Source organism: Prevotella sp. HMSC073D09 (assembly GCF_001814145.1).
Classification (GTDB): domain Bacteria; phylum Bacteroidota; class Bacteroidia; order Bacteroidales; family Bacteroidaceae; genus Prevotella; species Prevotella conceptionensis.
This window is the reverse complement of the sequence record NZ_KV815131.1, coordinates 20286-22959: the sequence shown is the minus strand read 5'-3', so window position 1 is coordinate 22959 and position 2674 is coordinate 20286. Positions and strand designations below refer to the sequence as shown.

Sequence of the window (2674 nt, the reverse complement as noted above, 5' to 3'; positions counted from 1 at the left end):
AGCCCCTCTCCAAGGGGAGAGGGGAGTGAAATGCGTTGCCGCTACACTGCATAATTTTATCTCTAACATTGGAAGGGTCGGGGCGCACTCCAACTCATGCGTTGCCACTACACGGTATTATCTTATCTCTAACATTGTAATAGCACTGCATATCATCCCCTCTCCCCTTGGAGAGGGGCTGGGGGTGAGGCTGGTTGTGGGCTGGGTTAGGTCAGTTGTGAGTTGGTTGCTAGTCCTTTTCATTCATTATTTAAACCCTACACATGTCTACATTCGAAAGTAGTATCCGACAAATACCCTATAAACAAGAGGCGGTGTTCAACATGTTGAGCGACCTCTCTAACATTGAACGCTTAAAAGACAAGTTGCCCGAAGACAAACTAGAACAGATGACCTTCGACAACGACTCTATCTCGATGAGCGTTAACCCCGTTGGGCAGATTAAACTGCGCATCGTGGAACGCGAAGCACCTAAGTGCATCAAGTTTGAAACGGCCGATTCGCCCGTTCATTTCAATCTCTGGATTCAAGTTGTACCCAACGGCGACAACGCAAGCAAGATGAAACTAACCATCAAAGCCGAACTGAACCCCTTTATTAAAGGAATGGTTAAGAAACCTTTGATGGAAGGTTTGGAGAAGATTGCCGACTTGCTGCAAGTGATTAAGTATGAGTGAGAAGAAAAGGAGTAAGTAATGAGTAGTAAGTAATAAGTAGTAGTTTTGATGGGTTAAAGCTGTTTAGCCATGCGCTTTTCCGACCAGTCTGACTTGTCCGACCTGTCCGACTTATCCAACTTATCCAACAGACATCCATACCCATCTTTTCACCTTTAACCAATCCGCTTATGACCAAACCAAAAATTCATCCATTACTCATCGCCATGCTTTTGCCCTTGGCTTGCGCCCTATTAAGCTCGTGCGGAAAGGTAGAGAACGAGTTTTCGGACCGCCGCGCCTACTTTATCTTTGATAATCAGGTGCAAAACAACGTCGTATTGGCATCGGCCATGTCGCCCCACAGCAACGTTTTCGTAACCGTGAGCATGCAGACGCGCTACTCAGGACAAAACAGTTATGTTGAATTCAACTTCGTTGCAGGTGGCGGCGGAGCACAACAAGCATCGAAGGCCACAGCCGTTGACCAAAACCGAGGTGTGGTTTTGGGCATCAACAACGGACTGATACTGGGCTATGGCCTGCTGTCAGACCCGCCCGTGTTCTATGCCTACGACCTGCAATGCCCCAATTGCTACTCGTCTACCGCCGTTCCGCGCCACAGTTATCCGCTAACAGTGCAGGCAAACGGGTTCGCCACCTGCGCCAATTGCCGTCGCAAGTACAACCTTTCAACGGGTGGAAACGTGGCCGAAGGCGCACAAGGCAACAAACTGATACGCTATCGCGCATCTACAACTGGGCCGTATGGCTTGTTGGTGGTGAACTGATGGGCATAAGGAAGATTACTTAAGGTTGCTTTCGCAAAGCACTGTCCTCCGTTAAACGGGCTTACTAGCCTATCTAGAAAAGCTAGAAATCCAGGAAAGACTAGCAACCCTGGAAAGACCTGCAACCCTAGAAGGACCTACAAAACCAAAAAGACTAGCAAAACTAGAAAGACTAGCACAACTAGAAACACTAGATAAAACCAATTCTAGCTAGCCAAGCTAGCACACCAAGCAAGGCCAGTTATGCCCCACGTCGCACTGCAAACACCGATGTTTTACATGGCATGGCATAACAAAAGCAGCATTTTATTTTGCATTGTGCGTCTTTTAACGTAACTTTGCAGCACATTAATTCAGGGCTTCCATAGTTCAATGGATAGAACGTAGGTTTCCTAAACCTTTGATCCGGGTTCGATTCCCGGTGGAAGTACTCCCAACAAAACGCCTTCGGGCGTTTTTTTTGTTATGCCATAAGCCAAGTAAAATACAGATTACAACAACCTCTTTGCCTCGTTCAGAATAGAAGTGGTTTTTCCAACACTAGCATTAAATATAGCTCATAGACTTAACAGCTCATAAACTTACGAACTCATAGCCTTATAAACTTATCCTCAAACAAGCACCTAAACTTACAAATTCATTAACTTACCACCTCATAAGCTCACAAACCCATTAACTTAATAACCCATAAACTTACCACATCATAAACTTACCACATCATAAACTTAAAAACTTATAAACACACCTCACTACCCCGAAAGTTTAAAAATATTTTACAAAACGTACATTATTCACCACCCCCTTCTAGCGAAAACAAAGCCCTAAAAGAAGGCAATTAGCCCCTATTTCTAGCTTTTCGCGCCTTATTATTTGTCTATTTTTGAAAACAAAAGCTGTGTTTTGCACCATTTTGCCTTTCTAGATTGGTTGCCAGCTCATTATTTTTCACCCCCAATTACCCACTTTTAGACCCTAAAACCCCACTTTTTAACGACCATTTTGCCCCTTTTAGCCATGTTTCTCATGCTCCAAAGGAGTTTTATTTATACCATTTCAGTGTATTTTTATGCTTTTTATCTCGCAATTGGCAGCATTTCACCCCGCGTTTTGCACCATTTTACCTTGCATTTAGCACCAAAACGCACTCCATTTAGCACCAAAACGCACTGCATTTAGCAGCAAAACACATTGCATTTAGCGGCATATTGCACCACATTTGGCAACAAA

Annotated in this window: 2 protein-coding genes and 1 tRNA gene; all 3 read left to right on the top strand. The window is 44.4% G+C overall.

Going from position 1 to position 2674, the window contains the following annotated elements; all coding sequences use genetic code 11:
* Positions 1-263: 263 nt before the first annotated feature.
* Positions 264-677 carry an SRPBCC family protein gene (locus tag HMPREF2955_RS13015; protein WP_070723871.1) on the top strand — a complete coding sequence of 138 codons (414 nt, stop codon included), beginning with the start codon at positions 264-266 and terminating at the stop codon, positions 675-677.
* A 170-nt stretch (positions 678-847) separates the two neighbouring features.
* Positions 848-1447: a hypothetical protein gene (locus HMPREF2955_RS13010; RefSeq protein WP_083317733.1), complete on the top strand. Its 600-nt coding sequence runs from the start codon at positions 848-850 to the stop codon at positions 1445-1447.
* 358 nt (positions 1448-1805) lie between these two features.
* A tRNA-Arg gene (locus HMPREF2955_RS13005) sits at positions 1806-1877 on the top strand.
* Positions 1878-2674: the final 797 nt, after the last annotated feature.